This is a genomic window from Candidatus Protochlamydia sp. W-9, from assembly GCF_001950615.1.
GTDB classification, from domain to species: Bacteria; Chlamydiota; Chlamydiia; order Chlamydiales; family Parachlamydiaceae; genus Protochlamydia; species Protochlamydia amoebophila.
This window is the reverse complement of sequence record NZ_BCPZ01000303.1, coordinates 1-18,461: the sequence shown is the minus strand read 5'-3', so window position 1 is coordinate 18,461 and position 18,461 is coordinate 1. Positions and strand designations below refer to the sequence as shown.

15 protein-coding genes and 2 tRNA genes are annotated in these 18,461 nt (G+C 33.9%); 7 read left to right on the top strand and 10 right to left on the bottom strand.

The window, feature by feature from the left end:
- Positions 1 to 84: 84 nt before the first annotated feature.
- Entirely contained in the window at positions 85 to 1,041 is a 957-nt protein-coding gene (locus BU804_RS08960; RefSeq protein ID WP_079988680.1) for a peptidase C39 family protein, read from the top strand.
- Between the two features lie 486 nt (positions 1,042 to 1,527).
- Here the strand turns inward: BU804_RS08960 and BU804_RS08955 are convergent, their stop codons facing one another.
- The 7 genes from BU804_RS08955 to BU804_RS08925 form a co-directional block, all read right to left on the bottom strand.
- Positions 1,528 to 3,534, bottom strand: coding sequence for a leucine-rich repeat domain-containing protein (locus tag BU804_RS08955; RefSeq protein ID WP_075883804.1), 2,007 nt, complete (start codon positions 3,532 to 3,534; stop codon positions 1,528 to 1,530).
- A gap of 757 nt (positions 3,535 to 4,291) precedes the next feature.
- On the bottom strand, positions 4,292 to 5,560 hold the full coding sequence (locus BU804_RS08950; protein ID WP_445082303.1) for a leucine-rich repeat domain-containing protein: 1,269 nt from the start codon (positions 5,558 to 5,560) through the stop codon (positions 4,292 to 4,294).
- A gap of 240 nt (positions 5,561 to 5,800) precedes the next feature.
- Positions 5,801 to 5,989 carry a hypothetical protein gene (locus tag BU804_RS16770; RefSeq protein WP_075883803.1) on the bottom strand — a complete coding sequence of 63 codons (189 nt, stop codon included), beginning with the start codon at positions 5,987 to 5,989 and terminating at the stop codon, positions 5,801 to 5,803.
- A gap of 404 nt (positions 5,990 to 6,393) precedes the next feature.
- Positions 6,394 to 6,909 carry a type I restriction enzyme HsdR N-terminal domain-containing protein gene (locus BU804_RS08940; protein WP_075883802.1) on the bottom strand — a complete coding sequence of 172 codons (516 nt, stop codon included), beginning with the start codon at positions 6,907 to 6,909 and terminating at the stop codon, positions 6,394 to 6,396.
- Positions 6,910 to 6,916: 7 nt separating this feature from the next.
- A complete protein-coding gene (hpf, locus tag BU804_RS08935) occupies positions 6,917 to 7,552 on the bottom strand; it encodes a ribosome hibernation-promoting factor, HPF/YfiA family (RefSeq protein ID WP_011174888.1) in 636 nt (211 codons plus the stop codon).
- A 237-nt stretch (positions 7,553 to 7,789) separates the two neighbouring features.
- Positions 7,790 to 8,866: a 23S rRNA (adenine(2503)-C(2))-methyltransferase RlmN gene (rlmN, locus tag BU804_RS08930; protein ID WP_075883801.1), complete on the bottom strand. Its 1,077-nt coding sequence runs from the start codon at positions 8,864 to 8,866 to the stop codon at positions 7,790 to 7,792.
- 14 nt (positions 8,867 to 8,880) lie between these two features.
- Positions 8,881 to 8,953: transfer RNA gene (locus BU804_RS08925), tRNA-Arg, on the bottom strand.
- Positions 8,954 to 9,032: 79 nt separating this feature from the next.
- On the opposite strand from BU804_RS08925, the gene recO reads away from it, so the two are divergent.
- The 4 genes from recO (at position 9,033) to BU804_RS08905 (ending at position 11,291) form a co-directional block, all read left to right on the top strand.
- Complete coding sequence (gene recO / locus BU804_RS08920) at positions 9,033 to 9,728, top strand: DNA repair protein RecO (protein WP_075883800.1); 696 nt, start codon at positions 9,033 to 9,035, stop codon at positions 9,726 to 9,728.
- Between the two features lie 51 nt (positions 9,729 to 9,779).
- Positions 9,780 to 9,863 (top strand) — tRNA-Leu (locus BU804_RS08915).
- A 136-nt stretch (positions 9,864 to 9,999) separates the two neighbouring features.
- Entirely contained in the window at positions 10,000 to 10,791 is a 792-nt protein-coding gene (locus tag BU804_RS08910; RefSeq protein ID WP_039356589.1) for an RMD1 family protein, read from the top strand.
- Between the two features lie 251 nt (positions 10,792 to 11,042).
- Positions 11,043 to 11,291, top strand: a complete 249-nt coding sequence (locus tag BU804_RS08905) for a hypothetical protein (protein WP_075883799.1) — start codon at positions 11,043 to 11,045, stop codon at positions 11,289 to 11,291.
- A gap of 290 nt (positions 11,292 to 11,581) precedes the next feature.
- Here the strand turns inward: BU804_RS08905 and BU804_RS08900 are convergent, their stop codons facing one another.
- Together BU804_RS08900 and murJ are read right to left on the bottom strand one after the other, a co-directional pair.
- Positions 11,582 to 12,607: a hypothetical protein gene (locus tag BU804_RS08900; RefSeq protein WP_075883797.1), complete on the bottom strand. Its 1,026-nt coding sequence runs from the start codon at positions 12,605 to 12,607 to the stop codon at positions 11,582 to 11,584.
- Between the two features lie 138 nt (positions 12,608 to 12,745).
- Complete coding sequence (gene murJ / locus BU804_RS08895) at positions 12,746 to 14,353, bottom strand: murein biosynthesis integral membrane protein MurJ (protein ID WP_075883796.1); 1,608 nt, start codon at positions 14,351 to 14,353, stop codon at positions 12,746 to 12,748.
- Between the two features lie 289 nt (positions 14,354 to 14,642).
- On the opposite strand from murJ, the gene BU804_RS08890 reads away from it, so the two are divergent.
- Entirely contained in the window at positions 14,643 to 15,491 is an 849-nt protein-coding gene (locus BU804_RS08890) for a deoxyribonuclease IV (RefSeq protein ID WP_075883795.1), read from the top strand.
- Between the two features lie 136 nt (positions 15,492 to 15,627).
- Positions 15,628 to 17,031 carry an asparagine--tRNA ligase gene (gene asnS / locus BU804_RS08885; protein ID WP_042281139.1) on the top strand — a complete coding sequence of 468 codons (1,404 nt, stop codon included), beginning with the start codon at positions 15,628 to 15,630 and terminating at the stop codon, positions 17,029 to 17,031.
- 112 nt (positions 17,032 to 17,143) lie between these two features.
- Here the strand turns inward: asnS and BU804_RS08880 are convergent, their stop codons facing one another.
- On the bottom strand, positions 17,144 to 18,166 hold the full coding sequence (locus BU804_RS08880; protein WP_075883794.1) for a glutamyl-tRNA reductase: 1,023 nt from the start codon (positions 18,164 to 18,166) through the stop codon (positions 17,144 to 17,146).
- Positions 18,167 to 18,461 lie beyond the last annotated feature (295 nt).

Sequence of the window (18,461 nt, the reverse complement as noted above, 5' to 3'; positions counted from 1 at the left end):
ATATAAATCCATAGTCTTATATATATTTTTATTTTTAGAATGCAAGGCTTTTGATGAAAAATATTTTTTTTTTGGTCAATTTTAATGATACTATTAACTTCCTCAGTTTATACCAGTGAATTAATGCATCGATCTCTTTTGGTAACGGAGAAAAAACAAGATATTTTTGTTTGGGAAGAAATGCTATTAAATTCTTTTGATGAATTAATTGTATCTTGGGATGCAAAAAGGCCAGTAGAGGGGTCATACTTAATTCAAGTAAGTTTGTTTATTAAAGAATGGTCTCCATGGCTTGATTATGCGTTTTGGGGTGCCCATGATCAATATACATTTAAAAAAAAATTATCTAAAGCAAACTTACAAGTCTGTCAAAATATTGTTGAGGTTTTAAAAGACAATAAAGCGAACGGATTCCGAATTCGTGTAATAGCGAAAGATAATGCTTCTTTAGAGCAATTTAGAACGTTGCATATTTCTGCTACAGATCATACTACACATAAAGTTAGTGCAACCGCTTTCGAAAATATATTTATTAACTTAGAAATTGCTGGACTTTCTCAAATTACTTTACCCGATGAACGTCACTTGCGTTTATGCTCGCCAACTTCTACAACTGCTGTAATACGTTTTTTATCAAATTCTTTAAATCTCTCACCGCTTGAATTTGCAGATACCGTTATAGACTCTGCATTCGATATATATGGGAGCTGGATTTTAAACACTGCACAAGCTTCCCACAAACTCGGAAATCCTTGGAATTGCTTTGTAGCCCGCTTTACAAATTTTAATCAAATTGTTGATCAATTACGTAAAGGATATCCTGTTGTAGTAAGCGTAAAAGGACCATTAAAAGGCAGTGCTCTTCCTTATGAATCAGGGCACCTATTAGTGGTGAAAGGGTATGATTCAAAAAAACAAGAAGTATTTTGTATGGACCCAGCGTTTTCTACAAATGAGTTAACCCATGTCACATATGCTTTGGATGATTTTCTAGTAGCTTGGGGTAGACGAAAAGGAATTGCTTATGTTTTCGATCAGTAAGAGTTAAAATTTTGTTCAAATAGGAAAAAACCAGCAAAGAAATTGATTTCAATTTTATCATTTAAATGAACAATCCTCAGTTTGTTGAACAAGGGATGGATAAAGTTATTTATTTAGCTGAAGCAAAAAGCAAATGTATTTTTATTTATTATGGTTAAAAAATTCATACTAATTCTGCAGTAAGTTTAAATCCAATTCATGAGTTGATCAGCAATAATGAAAAATAAATAAAGAGGATACAAACGAGAACTAAGACTTTTTCGTTGCATTTTAGATCAATATAATCTTCATTGCTTCTTAAAGAATAAAATAGATTAAATGTGGTATTTCAAACATTCAAAATATGTAAACAACTGTTTCTAATCTAGCAAAATGGAGAATACACTTTACTGGCTAAGAATGGAAACCTTATTCTTTAGACATCACTCGGAAATTTGTAATTTTATTTGCTTTAGAAAAGCGAATAATATTTCTGTATTTAGCATTTTAAGAGTTTTTGTACCAACGCAGATCCAAATGTGGTTTAGCTACTAGGAATTTAAAATGCGCTAATCTAGCGCCAGTGAGCTTATTGCAGCAACGCAGATCTAAACGCTGTAAAGCCACTAAGGAAGTCAAATGCGCTAATCCAGCGTTAGTGAGTTTACGGCACTTACTCAGACCTAAATGCTGTAAATTTATTAAGGGAGTCAAATGCGCTAATCCAGCGTTAGTGAGATTAACGCATCCATTCAAATCTAAATGCTGTAAATTTATTAAGGGAGTCAAATGCGCTAATCCAGCGTTAGTGAGATTATCGCATCCATTCAAATATAAATGCTGTAAAGCCACTAAGGAAGTCAAATGTGCTAATCCAGCGTCAGTGAGTCGACGGCACTCACTCAGACCTAAATGCTGTAAATTTACTAAGGGAGCCAAATGTGCTAATCCAGCGTCAGTGATATTAAAGCACCAACTCAGTTCTAAATGCGTTAAAGCCACTAAGGTAGCCAAATGCGCTAATCCAGTATCAGTGAGACTAACGCAACAATATAGCTTTAAATGCTGTAAAGCCACTAAGGGTGTCAAGTGCGATAATCCAGCGTCAGTAAGATTTTTACAATAGTCCAGATTTAAATATTGTAAAGCTAATAAGGGAGTCAAATGTGCTAATCCAGCATCCGTGAGATTATTGCATTCAATCAGACCTAAATGCTGTAAATTTACTAAGGGAGCCAAATACGCCAATCCAGCGTCAGTAAGCTTTCTACAATAGCTCAAGTTTAAATGCTGTAAATTTGCTAAGGGAGTCAAATGCGCTAATCCAGCACCAGTGAGATTATGGCAACTAGCTAAATCTAAATGCTGTAAATTTACTAAGGGAGCTAAATGTGCTAATCCATCGTCAGTGAGATTTTTACAATAGCTCAAGTTTAAATGCTGTAAATTTGCTAAGGAAGTCAAATGCGCTAATCCAGCATCGGTGAAATTGTGGCACGCTTGAAGGTGAAGCACTTTTAAATTTTCACAATTTTTTAACGTTAAGAGATGGGCATCAGTCAAATGGGCATTCTTTGAAAAATTGAGTCCTTCTATCTCATTTGAGAAATGATTTAAAATTTTTTCAAATTCCGTTAAATGAGAAGTCTGGTTTAATAATGCACTCACAACAGTGAGCTCTAAGTAATTTTTTAAATTATTTAATTGATGTTGTTGCGCAAAATTTAAAAGTTTTTTTAATTCTATTAGGCTATCTCCGCTAGAATTAAATAGCTCAAATCTCTGTAATTTATACTCATTAAGCAACTGCTCTTCTAAATTTTTCACAACTTCTGTCAGTTGATAATAATTGGTCAGTTGAATGAAAGGACAGATCTTTTTCAAAGGAACTTTAAAATCGTCATCCAGGCAATTGAGCAGTTTAGTAAACTCTTTTTGTGTCAAAGCGAGAGAATCTCGAAGAGTTTCTTGAAAATTTCCCGACCAAAGACAGTTAAAATAGGGCGATTTTTCCCTTAACAAAGATAGTTGAGAACTAGGGATAATTAGAGAAGTTCCATCCTGAAAGTTTAGTTTAAATTTCTCTTGGGAAAAAGGTGAAGGATTGGAAGGTTGAATTGTGGGTGCCTCAATTTCTTCTATGGCAACTAAAGAATTTACTAAGGGTTTGTTTTCGTCCTTAGAATTATCAATAGTTTCCTGAGTGCGAGCCTTTTCTGAAGAAGGGAGGACAAAACCTAAAGTTTGATGAGTCGAGCTTGATAAAGATACACTAGATTCTGGACAAGTTGTGGCAATCTCTTTTCGCCCCCAAAAGATCTCTCTCCATTGAGATTGAAGCTGATCTTTATTGATATAGTTAAAGAATAGGTTCAGGAAGGACTGAAAAATTGTTTTGCATAATAAATTTATTCGTTTAGAAAATTTTAAACAATCGTTTGATGGATAGTAAAAGTGAATATCTGCATTGGCAATGAGAGTAGGTTGTTTAAAATTTGGATTATGAATATACATAATTATCCTCCAAATTAGCTAAATAATTTTTAGCTATAATACAATCAATATTAGTGAAATTGAAATAGGCAATTAGATTTAAAATGAAAATTGCTCGATCGATGGTTGAAGAGGTTTGTTCAAATATGAAAAATCCATAAAGAAATATCTAATTTCATCACTTAAATGAGCAATTCCCAGTTTGTTGAACAAAAAATGGATAAAGTTATTTATCCAGCTGGAGCAAAAAGCAAATATATTTTAACTATTATGGTTAAAAAATCCATACTAATTCTACGGTGGGTTTAAATCTAATTCATGAGTTAATCAGCAGTAACGAAAAATAAATGTAAAAAGGGGATACAAGCAAGAGCTAAGGCGTTTTCGTTGCATTTTAGATCAATATAATCTTCATTGCTTCTTAAAGAATAAAATAGATTAAATGTGGTATTTCAAGCATTCAAAACACGTAAACAACATTTCTAACCTAGCAAAATAAGGAATATACTTTGCCCACTACGATTGCGCGTTTTACTCACCGCTCAGCACTAGTAATTTTAAAATTTTATTAGCTTTTTCAGAGCGAATAATATTTTTGTATCTAATGTCACTGGGATTTTTTGTACCAACGCGGCTCCAAACGATTTAAAGCCAAAGTTGTAAAATGCGTTATCCCAGCATGTGAGGTTAGGGCATAATCTCATTCAAATGTTATAAAGCCACTAAGGGAGCCAAATGCGTTATTCCAGCACAGCATCAGTGAGCTTATCGCATCCACTTAGGTCTCTAAATGCTGTAAAGCCAGCAAAGAGGCTAAATGCGCTAATCCAACGTCAGTAAGCTTTCTACAATAGCTCAAGTTTAAATGCTGTAAATTTACTAAGAGTGCCAAATGCGCTAATCCAGCATCAGTGAGATTATGGCAACTAGATAAATCTAAATGCTGTAAAGCCACTAAAGGTGTCAAATGCGCTAATCCATCGTCAGTGAGCTTACAGCACCAAAGCAGTTTCAAATACTGTAAAGCCACCAAGGGAGTTAAATGTGCTAATCCTGCATCGGTGAGTTTATCGCACCAACTCAGATTTAAATGCGTTAAAGCCACTAAAGGTGTCAAATGCGCTAATCCAACGTCAGTAAGCTTATCGCATCCATTCAAACTTAAATACTGTAAAGCTACTAAGGGTGTCAAATGCGCTAAGCCAGCGTCAGTGAGCTTATCGCATGCACTCAGACCTAAATGCTGCAAGGCCATTAAGGGAGTTAAATGCGCTAATCCAGCATCCGTGAGATTATCGCATCCACTTAGATCTAAATACTGTAAAGCCACTAAAGGTGTCAAATGTGCTAATCCAGCGTCAGTGAGATTCTTACAATAGCTCAAATTTAAATGCTGTAAAGCCACTAAGGGAGTCAAGTGCGCTAATCCAGCATCAGTAAGATTATTGCATTCACTTAAATCTAAATGCTGCAAAGCCAGTAAGTGGGCTAAATGTGCTAATCCAGCATCCGTGAGATTGTGGCATCTTTGAAGATAAAGCTCTTTTAAATTTTTACAATTTTTTAAAACTAAGAGATGGGTGTCAGTCAAATAATCATTCTCTAAAAAATCGAGTCTTTCTATCTCATTTGAGAAATGCTTTAAAATTTTTTCAAATTCCGTTAATTGGGAAGTCTGGTTTAATAATGAACTCACAACTGTAAGTTCTAAATAATTTTTTAAAGTATTTAATTGATATTGCTGCGCAAAATTTAAAACTTCTTTTAATTCCACTAGATTATCTTCGCTAGAATGAAATAGCTCAAATTTCTTGGATTTATATGTGTCAAGCAACTGCTCTTCTAAATTCTTCACAACTTCCGTCAGTTGATAATAATCGGCTAGTTGAATGAAAGAAGGGATATCTTCCAAAGGAACTTTAAAATTAGCATCCATTAGGCAGTTAAGCAGATGAATAAACTCTTTTTGTGTCAAAGTAAGAGGATCTCGAAGAGTTTCTTGAAAATTTCCCGACCAAAGACTTTTAAAATAGAGCGATTTTTCCATTAACAAAGATAGTTGAGAACTAGGGATGATTAGAGATGTTTCATCCTGAAAGCTCAGTTTAAATTCTTCTTGGGGGAAAGGCAGAGGATTGGAAGGTTGAATTGTGGATGTCTCAATTTCTTCTATGGCAGCTAAAGAAGTTACTAAGAGTTTGTTTTCATCCTTAAGATTATCAAAAGTTTCCTGAGTGCGAGTTCTTTTAGAAATAACAATCTCCTTTCGCCCCCAAAAAATCTCTCTCTATTGAGACTGAAATTGATCTCTATTGATATAGGTAAAAAATGGGTGCAGGGAGGACTGAAAAATTTTTTTGCATAATAAACTAATTCGTTCAGAAAATTTTAAACGATTGTTCGATCGATAGTAAGTATGAATATTCGTATTGGCAATGAAATTACTAGGATTAAAACTTGGATTATAAATATGCATAATTATCCTTTAAATTAGCTAAATAGTTTTTAATTATATTATATACAATCAATATTAGTGAAATTAAATATGCAATTAAAGTTAAAAAGAGAAATGCTCTTATCAATCGGTAGTTGAAAAAATTTTTTTAAATAGTAAAAAACCAGTAAAGGAATTGATTTCAATTCCATCACTTAAATGAACAATTTTCAGTTTGTTGAACAAGTGATGGATAAAGTTAGTTATCTAGCTGGAACAAAAAGCAAATATATTTTTATTTATTACGGTTAAAAAATTCAAGTTAGTATGGGATGTTTGTTGAATAGAATTTCATCTGTTCGGGCCGGGTCCCCAGATTCAACGAGCCCTTTGAATCGCCGCCATTATTCCCACAAAGTCTTTTTAAAGCTTAATTTTTCATTTGCTCATTTTATTAGTTCCGAATGATCGAATATTAATTTATTATGCCTCGGATCGATAAGGGATAATTTTGCTTGCTGCAGAAGAGAAGGATAAGAAAAAATATTTGTAATAGCTTGATAATCTTTTTGTTGAGGATCGTACCAACCAAGTCTTTTTTCGTCTTGATTTGCCAATCCAATAAAACAAGCTTGAAGGAATTGATTATAACCTATGACTTGGCGCATAGCTTTATCTGTGAGAGGGACAGCTTTACATTCGATCAATAACAAAGGATAAAGAGGAAAAGAGGGATGAAGGTGAGGGGTGAGAATAACAAGATCAGCCCTTCTTTTAGGAATTTGTTGAGGGGGAATATGACGCAGATGAGGCATTTGACTTAAAGTGACTTCTAGAGCCAAACTTCCTATCGGATAACCCAAATTCTGCGTCATATGACTGATTAACAATTGCCTAACTTTCTCTTCAGGTGTTTCTAAAATCCATTTCTTTCGAACAGAACAGAAAAGTTGATTAGGCATAGATCATTTAGCTGTTTAAATCAATAATTCCATAGTGACCATCTTTACGTCTGTAAATCACTTTCAATTTTTGATCTTCTTCATTTTTGAAGATCAAAAACACATCTTGAGAAAGCTCCATTTTCATAATAGCTTCATCAAATGTCAAGGTTTTAAGAGGGCGGGTTTCTCGTTTGACAATTTCATGCCCGCCAACAATGTGGCCATTGGTGACAGAAGCAGAAAATTCACTTTCCTCCTCTTCCATTTCCTCTTCAGCACTAGGATTGCGAAGCACATTTACATTCATATCAATAATAGCTAAGCTTTTTGCGTGATGGTCTTGAATTTTTGATTTGTAACGACGAATTTGAGCTTCAAGTCTTGCAATCGCTTTATCAATTGAAGCATACATATCAGGTGTTGCTGCTTGGCTTTGGATTTTTGTATGCCCTGCTTTTAAGATAATTTCTACTTTGTGGTCAATTTTTTGGATATCCATGATCACATTCACATCAATGATGCGATCCATGAATCGCTCAATCTTAGAAATTTTTTCCATGGCATAACTTTTCATGGAATCTGTAATTTCGACATGCCGACCTGTAATTTTAACATTATATTCAGTATCTACAAATTCTAAGGCTTTTGCTTTGCGATTCATACGTACCTCAATGAGTTAACCTTGACGTTTTAGTTTTGTAGTAGCTAAAGTAAGTTTGGAAAGAAAATTACCTATTATCCAAGTCTCACTAAAAAGGCAACCAATACTCGGCCTTTACAATATTATTATAACACTCTAATTTGCCATTGCAAAGAGAAATCGATCCATACACGGTAGGTGTTTATTCTTTAGATTTTATGATAAAAAGTTTAAGAATTGATAGTCAATCTAACTTTTTTATTGTTTTAGTATCGGCAGAATAAAGGGTTTTTTACGTTTCAGCTCAAGGTTGCCTAACTGTCCACAAGCTGCCATAATTTTTTGTCCTTTAGTTTGCCTTAGAAGTGTATAAAATCCTTTTTCTCGAAGATAACTGGTAAAATTTTCAAGAGTGGATTGCTCAGGAGATTGAAATCGGTCACGACTTTGGGGATTGTAGGGAATCAAATTAATTTTAACATTGAGTCCGGATAAAAAATTGGTTAATTGTTTAGCGTGCTCGATTGAATCATTTTGCTCCTTAATGAGAACATAAGCAATTAAAACTTGTTTACTAGTTTGTTTACAAAAATCATAGATAGCTTGATAAAGCTCTTTTAAGGGATATTTTTTGTTAATAGGCATGAGCTTGTTACGCAACTCATCATTGGGAGCATTTAAAGAAACCGCTAAATTAGGGAGTGGGGTTGTTTCTTGCAATAATCGGTAAATTCCTTCTAAACAACCACTTGTGGAAATAGTAATACGATTATTTCCCAAACCAAATCCATGGGAATCTGTTAAAATGCGAAATGCATGCATGACAGTATCATAATTATCAAAAGGTTCTCCCATTCCCATGAAAACAATATTTCTAACTGAAAAATGTAAACGGAATTTCGCAATGAAAAGTTGACTGAGAATTTCTTGGGTCGTTAAATTTCTCAAAAGACCCATTCGACCTGTTTCACAAAATGCACATCCCATTTGACATCCGATTTGTGAGGAAATGCATAGAGTCCCACCTGCTTGCATGGGAATTAATACAGACTCGATATCTAAGTCATCTATAGTTTTAATTAAAAATTTTCCTGTTTGACCATCTGTCAAATTTTGTGAAATGGGTAAAAAAGAGAAATCGGTTAGAGAAAGAATATTTTGTAAAAGGGCTTGAGCATTTTTAAATGCCGGATTTAGTCCGCTGATATTACCTCTGCGAAACCATTCTTGATAAACGAGTTTTGCGTGTTGAAAGCCTTTACCAAGTTTATGACTAATCGCGTTGGCATAGCTTTCAGAGGTGTGAGATAAAATTGATATAGGAGGAATCTTCACGTTATGATGTACTATGCACCGAAGAGGGCTCGAACCTCTAACCACCCGGTTCGAAGCCGGGTACTCTATCCATTGAGCTATCGGTGCGATAAGAATTAATGCATTTTAACAGCTAAGAGATTAGACTATAGAATTTTGAAGATTATAAGTCAAAAAGTATTGCTATATGTTATCCGAATTTCAAACGACTGAAGGTATTATTTTAAAAGTCATTCCTTTTCGTGATTATGATCAGATTGTAGCCATTTTTACTAAGGAAGCTGGCTTAATCAAAGTTTTATGCAAAAAGAGTCGAAATAAAAGAGGAGGGGCAAAGAGTCATTACACGCCTTTAACAAAGGTTGAATTGGTTTATAAAGAACAAAAGGGTGAAATTTTTAATTGTCATGAAATATCAATTTTAGATTTTTACCGTCATTTACGGACCGAACTCAGTCATTTAAATGCTGCTTGTGACATCATACAGCTTCTTTACCAAACGCAATTAGTAGGAAAGCCTGCTCCTCAACTTTTTACTTTGACTGAAATTTATTTGAAAAAAATTCCCCAAACCAAATTTCCGGATATTTTAACCACAAGCTTCCGTTTAAAACTACTAAAGCATGAAGGAATTTTAGCCCATCCTTTGGTCTGCAGTGTTTGCCTACAACCACTTCATCAAGAAGCTTTTTTTTTTCGAGGGGAAGTATTTTGCCGTTTACACTATCCTATGGGAGCCAGCCATTTACATGAAAACGAAATAAATGTATTATATCAATTATTGAATTGTAAAAATTATCAAGAATTAACTGAAATTACTCTTTTTTCTCAAACAAAAAACAAAATTGAGAGATATTGCAAAGAAACTATGCAAAAACAGTAAAATCTATTTGCCTCTATAGCTTAAAAGTGTTAAAATTTTTTTCTTATCTATGCGAAGGTGGCGGAATTGGTATACGCGCTACTTTGAGGTGGTAGTGAGGGTTTCCTCGTAGGGGTTCAAGTCCCCTCTTTCGCAACTTTTCAACTAAAACTCTGTTTTTCTTTATTCATTCAAAGCAATTAGTCTTTGGTACTGCATCATTAAGATGTTTATCGATCAATTATGAAAGCTTTTGCTAAATGGCATAAAATATAAATAACTAATGGCATATATGGATTGTCTCGCTTATTGCACAGCATCTTCCTATCAAATTAAACCCTTATTTGAAAGTTTAAAACACCAAGGAGCTACTCTTTATCGTGATGTAGTTCATCTTCCCATACCAGGAATTTCGATCGGGGATATATTTTATTTTTCTTATGGAGCTACTGTTTGTTGGGGGGTAACTCCAGATCAATGTCAACAATTTTTAGATCAAGCTAAAGCTTATGAAGAGCAGCCATTAATTCCGGAAGAAATGGATATTGATGAATTTACTTTTACATTTGGAGACGTTCCAAAAATTATTGAAGATGAAATTATTCTTCCTAATCGAGATGTTTTAAATCGCTTGGCCATTTCTCACGGATTAGCCCAATCTGTTAAGTTAGGGACTTTCGAGCATGCAATTCGTCGCACATTTCAATTCACTAAGCGAATTCCTCAAGATTTGGCAAAGCAGGGAAAAATTCCTCTTTCAAGAAAAGAAATTAGAAAGAAGATGGGGGCATTATTTATAGAGCGTAACTCCATCAACTTACATCTAGATATTTTGGATACACCAGAATTTTTTTGGGAATATTCTGAGTTAGAACCGCTTTACGCAATGACAAATAATTATCTAGATATTGATACAAGAGTAGAAGTCTTAAATCAAAGATTAGATGTCATGCATGAATTGTTTGAAATGCTCGGAAACGAACTTAATCATCAGCATTCTAGCCGATTAGAATGGACAATTATTTGTTTAATTGTGATTGAAGTTTTTCTATCTATTTGGCGAGATGTATTTCATTTTATTTAGGATATTTTCGCAGAAAAAGTAAGAGAAATACGACTATAAAAATTAATTAATGAAGAGAGGCGATTCTTAATTCGTCAAATACTCCTCGAACGGGTAACATTAGAATGTGTTTGCCGCATTTTAATGTTAGCATGCCGTAGTTTCTACAATTTATTTATGAAATCATGGGAGAATTCCCAGTAAGCTTGAATGCAACTGTAACGAGTGCAGAGATAGATGGTTCAAGTCGCTGCTATCAAGTTAGATGAGCAATGGGGAGCTATGGGGGAATAAGGATAATCAACAATGGCTGTGGTTTGTTTTCACTCTGCTATGAGGCAAGTTTTAGGCATGCGCAACGAGAAGTAAACGCGAAAAGCTGCGGAATGTCTGATAAGAAAATTGCCAGAAAACTCAAAAAACTGTCTTTTATACACATGAATTCTCAATGTGGCGAAGTCATTCTTTGGACGCAATACCGACTTAGTTGGAAAGGAAGCGGAAAAAGTAAGCTCTATTGAAAGGTTCAATCACACCTTTAGACAAAAATGCTTTCTCAAGCAGTGAAAAAAGATTTTCTTTTTTGAAGAAGTTAATTAACTCTATTAGCATGATCAGCTATTTTATTTGCGACTATAATCGGCGTTGAGCATTATAAGTTAGGACTAACGGAATAGGGATAAAACTTAATCAACAATTGACCTTGTTCTTAAAATTCTAAATTTAATAAAGAGTTGTCTAAGCATTTTAGATTAAAATTTATATAGCGATTTAATTGTAATCTTATAGGTTGGACAACTATTTAAAGGACTTACTTACGCTCTGTCTCTTGTACAGGCGTAGTTACTAATATCCCATTTTTTTCTGGGAATTCTACATCCATAATAAGATTTAAAACTTCTTTTTTGCTATCAACCCGTCTAATTGCTTCTGCGATAACTCGATTCATGAAGCTTTCTTTAGAAGTTGTAACTTTTTCGCCTGATGATCCGATTTGAGAATAACCTAAAAGTTTATGACCAACTTTTACTTCACTAACTCTAACCTTTAAGTACGAATCAATCACATTAATACTTTCTTCTATGGTGCAAATAATTTCATATACACCTTTGGTAACATGGTTAACTTTAAATATTGTCTCGGTTACTTCATCCTTAGGATTTGTAGTGCTTCTACCTACTACCTGGAGCAAACAGCCTTCGGTCGTAGGGGTTGCGTCTGGAAATTCAGTGAAAACCCACAAATGATTCCAGTCCTTCCAAAGTTCGTTGATAACATTAGCTAATTGTTGGTTTCTAACGATGTTTGTATGGTCTTGGTTTAATTCTTCTTGCCACTCGTTAGCGAAAGGAATATAATTAGCTCGAATTTTATCTATTTCTTTATCGAAGTGATCTTCAAAACGGCCTGGAAAAAATTTTGATGCAAACTCGTGTTGTGTAATTAATGACTGACGTTTTTGAGACATGTCATAAACTTCAGATACTTTATTTTTAGTTTTATCAACAAACAAAGCTTCTTCTTTTGAAAGTTTTGTACGGTCTAAACGTTCGATTGCAGTTAGGTGACGTTGCCACGATTTTGCCTCGCGTACATAAACTAAGGCGGAAAAATTGTGCTGGCTATGATCTAGTACATCTATCGTCGATCCAGTAATCATACTGTTCTTATATTTTTTTAACCAATCCTCGACAATGGCATTTATTACTGACAGTAGTTCTTCACTTAAAAAAGCAGCTTGGCGTTTAATTTTTTCGTCTTGGCGTTTAATTTTTTCATAGTCACTTTCAGTGTACCAACTATAAAAGCCATTTAAAGCATCGTGAATAATTTGCATAACTATTTCCTATATTAATTAAAAGACATTTTATGTTTTAAAAAAACATAAAGTCAAAATTTTTAAAAAACAATTAATTTAATTTCCTAATTACAAACAACACTTGTTGTCAAATTAAATGTATTTATAGCTTCAATTTTAAGTTTTTAACATAAAATTAGGCCCCGACGAATGAAATTTTAAAGAAACACCGAATAAACAGCAACTAGATATCCAAAAAAAAATAAAAATACTTAGTTGAATAATTAATTCGATGAGTTGTTCGCTAAACGGAATTAGGAAAATATTTGAATTCAAAACATTTAAAATTGTAGATTGATGAAAGAAATATTTACTCGCTTCTGTTCCTATAAAGGCAATGAAGGTTATGAAAAATATTTTTAGAAAAAATGGATTAGTTTTAAAAATCAGCCAACTTTTTTCTTTGTTGTTAAGAAAAATTCCAAGAAAAAATACATTCACCCATGCACTTAAACTCGTAGCAACGGCAACGCTCGTTGCTCCCCATCCGAAAAAAATAATAAATATATAGTTCAAAGAAAAATTTAAAATCATATTTAAAATGGAGGCGATAGCTGGGAGTCGATAATTATTTTGCGCGTAACATGCGGGCGCAAGTAATAGAATTAAGGTGCTTGGTAATAAACCTATTCCATAGCCCCACAAACATTTTGTCGTGCCAATCACAGAAGAAGCATGGAAATTGCCGTGACCAAAAATAAGATTCACACTTGAATACCCTAGCACGAAAAGTGCAGCAGTAAAGGGAATCATAATTGTACATGTATAAAGAACTGCATCATTTAAAAATTGATAATAAAGAGCCCAATTTTGTGCTTTTAATGCACGTGTCAAAGGGGGTAAAAGAGCTCCTGCGATAGCGATACCAAAAAGTGCTAAGGGAAGTTGCTGAATTCTAATTGCATACCAAAGGAAGGCGGGCCCTTCTAATTCAGCGTACCTTCCAAATATGGCGTCGATTGCTGCATTGATTTGAGAAGCCATTACTCCAACCATTCCAAGTAAAAAAGGTTTTCCAAGTTTGATAACATCTGTAGGAAAAAAACTTTTTCTAAGTTCTGCCCAAAGAGGTGTTGATAAATTTTTTTTGAGAATAGACAATGTTTGGGGAATTGTAACAAGCCACTGAGAAAAGCAGGCTATGATGACTGCAAGAGCTAGCCAAGAAATAGCTTCTGGAATTTTGTAGGATTTTAAAATCCACACAGCTGCAATCCACGCACAATTAAAAGCTAAAGGCGCAACAGCAGGGGTAAAGTAGATCTTTTCGCATTGTAGCAAAGATGCATTTAATCCAAATAAACAAATGAATAATAGACTAGGAAGCATTAATAATGTCAGGCTCAGAATTTCTTTTGTGTCATTTGTTGGATTTCCCCATGTTAAAAAAGCCCCTATTCCTAAAGAAAGAGATAAAACAAAAAAAACTAAAAAAAGCGTTAAAGAAATTACTAAATCTCTAAAAAAGCGAAATGCACGTTCCGTATCACGATGACGAATTGATTCAAATTCGGGAATAAAAGCAGATTGTAAAGAGCCTTCTCCAAATAGGCGGCGACATAAATGAGCCAAACGGTAAGCTACCATGAATGATGCAATAGAAGCTTCTGTTCCAAAGGCATAAGCCATGCTGATATCGCGTACCATACCAGATAAACGACTTAATAAAGTTCCTGAAAAAAAACGTTTAGCTGATTGAAAAATTGTATGAGTAGAATCAGTCATTAGTGTTCTTTATAAATTTTTTATATTTCATAGAAGATGGGTTAGAAATGAGTATAAATTATTTAAGTTGAAGATCTTCATGTTGAGAACAGTGTAAATTATCATGAAACAAAGTCGACTGCAATCTTTAATTATAGAATTCAAGTAAGAGTTAAAAAGAGACGGTTCCTTTTCTTGTCAAGAACACTTTACCTTGTTAAGATCTCAAGCTTTATTTATTACAGATTCAAAAACAACAAGCTCCTTTGATAGGAGATTAGCCTTCAGGGTTATTATTATAAGGAATTTTATGAGTCATTCGAATTTACTGCTTGGCGCACATACTTCTGCAGCAGGTGGGGTTTACCGTGCTTTATTAGAAGGAAAAAAAATTGGGGCAACAACTATTCAATTTTTTACAAGTAATCAAAAACAGTGGAAAGGTCGGCAATTTACAACGAATGATATTGAATTATGGCAAAGTACTCTTAAAGAGACAAATCTTACTCATCTAATGAGTCATGATAGTTATTTGATCAATTTAGGGTGCCCTAATCAAGAAAATCTTTTGAAAAGTAGGCAAGCTTTTCAAGAAGAAGTTATTAGATGTACACAATTAGGTATAAATTATTTAAATTTTCATCCAGGTGCTTCACTCGGAGAAGATGTGCAGAAGTGCTTAGATTCTATTGTGGAAAGTTTATTGTTAGTACGCCCTTTTATTCAAGGCAATTTACGTTTACTTCTTGAAGCTACTGCGGGACAAGGTACTTCTGTCGGACATAAGTTTGAACAGCTTGCTTATATCATTAAGGGAGTGAAAGATGAACTTCCAATTGGAGTTTGCATTGATACCTGTCATATTTTTGTAGCAGGATATGATATACGCACGTCTTCAGCTTGGGATTTTACATTAAAAGAATTTGATCGAATCATTGGTTTGCCTTACCTTTATGCATTTCATATTAATGATTCTTCTAAAGATTTAGGTTCAAGGGTTGATCGTCACCAACCTTTGGGTGAAGGAAAAATTGGGTGGGAAAGCTTCGAATTTTTAATGAAAGATTCTAGAACAAGACATTTGCCCAAATATCTCGAAACCCCAGGGGGTGTAGATCTATGGGAAAAAGAAATTCAAAAATTGAAAGAATTTGCTTAATAAATTTTTGTGCTTTTTTCTTTTTTTACTAAATTCAATTGGTAAATATTTTTAAAACTTCTTCAAATTTGAAGAAAAAAAATCAGCAAAAAAATTTAGATTAATAATCGAATAAAATGTAGTGGGGTAAATTTGCATGCGTACAAAAATTAAAAGCCTTAGAGGCACGACTCCAGAAGTTCGTGCTTTGATCGGACACGATATAACATTAAAAGGATGGGTGAGAACTGTTCGTAATCAAAAAACCTTTACTTTTATTGAAATCAATGATGGTTCTACTCTTTCTAATTTTCAAATTATAGCGACTCCAGATATAGCGGGTTATGATCAACTAATTAACCAACTTTCAACAGGAGTTTCTGTTTCAGCAATAGGTACAATTGTAGAAAGCCCAGGTAAAGAACAAAATTTAGAAATGCAAGCAACAGCGATTACCATTATTGGAAAATGTGACCCTGAGGTTTATCTCTTGCAAAAAAAACGGCATACTTTTGAATTTTTGCGATCAATTGCACATCTTAGACCTCGCACTAATACGATTGGAGCTGTCACACGAGTTCGTAATGCATTAGCCTTTGCAACTCATCAGTTTTTTCAAAAACGCGGATTTCTCTATATCCATACTCCAATTATTACAGGGTCTGATTGTGAGGGGGCGGGTAAAATGTTTCAAGTGACGACGTTAGATCAAAACAACCCTGCTAGAACACCACAAGGAAGAATCGATTATACACAAGATTTTTTTGGCAAGCCTACTTATTTGACAGTTTCTGGGCAGCTAAATGGAGAAATTTATGCTTGTGCGTTATCAGATGTTTATACATTTGGTCCAACATTTCGGGCAGAAAATTCCAATACTTCCCGTCATTTAGCAGAATTTTGGATGATTGAACCCGAAATGGCTTTTGCAGATTTAAACGATAATATGGACTGTGCGGAAGATTATCTTAAGTATATTTTAAAATATGTCTTAGACAATTGCCAGGAAGATATGGAGTTTTTCAACAAGCACGTTGCGACAGATTTAATTTCTAGACTTGAGCATGTCATTAACACTTCATTTGAGAGAGCTTCTTATACTTATGCTGTAAGAATTTTAGAGAAAGCGGATAAAAAATTTGAGTATCCGGTCAAGTGGGGATTAGATTTGCAATCTGAGCATGAGCGTTTTTTGGCAGAAGAATTTTTTGGTAAGCCAGTCATTTTGACAGATTATCCAAAAGACATTAAAGCATTTTATATGCGTACCAATGAAGATAATAAGACCGTGGCTGCGATGGACGTTCTCGTCCCAAAAGTGGGAGAAATTATTGGAGGTAGTCAACGTGAAGAAAGGCTTAGTGTATTAGAGTCAAAATTAAGAGAATTCAATTTACCAGCAGAAGAATATTGGTGGTATTTAGAACTTCGTAAATTCGGAAGTGTTCCTCACTCTGGTTTTGGTGCGGGTTTTGAACGTTTAGTTCAATTTACAACTGGAATGGAAAATATACGTGATGTCATTCCTTTCCCAAGGCACCCTGGAAAAGCTGATTTTTAATCAGATAAGTTATGAAAATTTGCAAGAAATCAAAAACTTGCAAATTTTTAACAAATAAATCCATTCGCGCTTATCGTTTAAACAGTTTTTTTCCTCCCAAAAGAAAGTATTTTTAAGCAGATGCTGCAAAAATTGTGATTTTAGAATCTTCTTTTTGCCTGTATCGGTTAGTATGTTCATGAGTCGCCAAGTTAACGCGATTTTCAGCTTCAATGAGAGCTTGTGTCATGCCACGATGACGAATTTTAAGAAGGCGATTAATTTGATCAATATTTAATAAAGTTATTTTGGCATTTTGGCCAAGTTTTGGCTCTACATTGCGTGGAACGCATAAATCCATAATCAGTTTATCATTATCAGCTGGGGTAAAGTTCTTTTCAGGTTTAATTAAATATTCAGAAGATTTTGTTCCAAATATAATCCAATCATACTGATGCCATGAATCGAGTTGGCACCACGAAAGAAGATGCAATCCATATAGAATAGCTAATTCTTTGGAGCGAATTTCCGAACGATTACAAATCGTCATATCTGAATATTGTTTGGATTTCAAAAATTGTAGAATTTTTCGGTTGATTTCTGAGGCGCCTACAAAAAGAATTTTTGGCTGTTGAGTACTCCTAAAAAAATATTTTCCAGTTTGAAGGATTGCATGTTCTAAATTAGGCAACCCCCTTCCTAAGTGTAGTTCAGTTCGGATTCTTTTAGCAATTCCCATTGATTTTTGAAAGAGGAAATGAAGTTCTTTTGGCAGACAAAGAAAAGTTGTTGCCAGATTGTACGCATTTTTTACTTGGCCTTGAATTTCTGTTTCGGCGACGATAGCGCTATCAAGTCCGGACGTCACACGTGTAAGATGGCTAAAACAATCAATACCAAAAAAAGAGTAAAGTTTATGATCAAAGTCTTCTTTTACATCTTGTCGTAAAATATTTAATAAATAGGAATGGGTAGCTGTAAGATCATGGGAACTAAAATAAACTTCGGTGCGATTACAGGTAGAAAGTAAGATAAAATGGTGTTGATCATGAACTGATTGATTAGCTCCAAATCGCTTTTGACAAGCTTTAGCAAGTGCGTCTCTTAATTTTAAATCTGCTAGTTTGTGATTAATACCAATAACGCCAATACGCATTCTTTTGCTCCTTTTCCCAGTTTCAATTTTACATTCTAGGGAAGTCAAATATCGTTGCGCATCTTTATAAGAAAAACATTAATTATTGCAAATACACTTTTCATGAGAATTTATCCAAAGTGTTTTCTGTCTAATTTTATCTCTCACTGTTTAATTATTTTCTGAATTTCAAAAATAATTTGATGCGTTGAAAATCAGTTTAATTCGTATTTCTTATTAATTTTGTTAATTTTTTTTAATAAATTTTGTTTTTAAATTTTCATTTCAATTATAAAAATAAATTTAAACGATTAAA